Annotated in this window: 1 protein-coding gene; it reads left to right on the top strand. The window is 25.5% G+C overall.

The genetic code is table 11. The annotated features are described in order from the left end of the window. Positions 1-131: 131 nt before the first annotated feature. The coding region (locus tag CLORY_RS22940; protein WP_139376141.1) for a hypothetical protein at positions 132-521 on the top strand (390 nt) is incomplete at its 3' end.

Here is a 521-nt window from a genome sequence, read left to right as displayed (position 1 = left end):
CCATATATGTTATTATGTTGAACATATACTTATGTATGGTGTAATTTATTTAAGCAATTAATGTAATCTGAAGTATTAATATCCTTTTATAAAAAATTGTTTTCAAAAATCATTTTAGAGGAGAAATTATAGTGAAAAAGATAGTTGCATTATCAACAGCAGTATTATTTACAATGTTTTTATTTATTTCATGCAAAACTGATGATGGAGAAACCACTATAAAAAACTTTATCAAAGATTACTATACTGTAAATCAAAGTGATTATAACTATTACAAACAAATGAACAGCGGTACTAAAATATCAGGAATCGCCAAATTTGATAAAAGTTATGAGTCACACACCAAGAAATTTAAACAATATCTATCCGCCGAAGCTTATCAAGAATTTTATGCAACTAGAGTATCCTATTTAAGGATTGAAGAAGCATATAAAAATGGCTATTTCGTAAAACTCAACAGCATAAATATTATAAAAAAAGAGAAAGATGAAGATGAAAAGACCATAATATATAAGTATAAG

The organism is Clostridium oryzae (genome assembly GCF_002029235.1).
GTDB classification, from domain to species: Bacteria; Bacillota; Clostridia; order Clostridiales; family Clostridiaceae; genus Clostridium_AE; species Clostridium_AE oryzae.
Note: the sequence above shows the minus strand (reverse complement) of the source record. Positions and strands in the feature narration are given on the sequence as shown.